At 63.9% G+C, this 399-nt stretch carries 1 pseudogene; it reads right to left on the bottom strand.

Annotated elements, in window-relative coordinates:
* Nucleotides 1–399 (bottom strand): annotated as a pseudogene (locus EN780_RS38235) (HAD family hydrolase); the annotation flags it as partial.

The raw sequence follows: 399 nt of genomic DNA, 5'->3' as shown, positions 1-399 counted from the left end.
ACCCGTCTTTTGTCAGGGCCGTTCCACCATAGCCATGTTTGCCTTCACCTCCGGTCCGGGCCTTCCATCCAGCCCATCCGCGTCGACCCAGCCGCCAAGTGCTTCCGGCGACAGTGGCTTCGATCCCGAACCCCGGATGCTCTGTGACGGCATCGAATTTGTGTTGCCCGCCAGGAGCGGCAAAGCCGGTCATGGCCTTTGAAAACGGGTGACGCGAATGCGCGGCCATGTCGGCGGCGATTGCCAGCATGCCCGGATCAATCGAGTCCGCATTGACCAGCCGGGGCTGGCCGAGCGTGAGCGTGCCGGTCTTGTCGAACACGGCAGTATCGATCGCCGCGAGGCGCTCCATGGCCGAACCGTCCTTGACCATGATACCGCTCTCGAAAAGCCGCCGCG

Origin of the sequence: Mesorhizobium sp. M4B.F.Ca.ET.089.01.1.1 (genome assembly GCF_004022605.1) — a bacterium.
In the GTDB taxonomy this organism is placed as follows: domain Bacteria; phylum Pseudomonadota; class Alphaproteobacteria; order Rhizobiales; family Rhizobiaceae; genus Mesorhizobium; species Mesorhizobium abyssinicae.
This window is presented reverse-complemented; position numbering and strand designations above follow the sequence as displayed.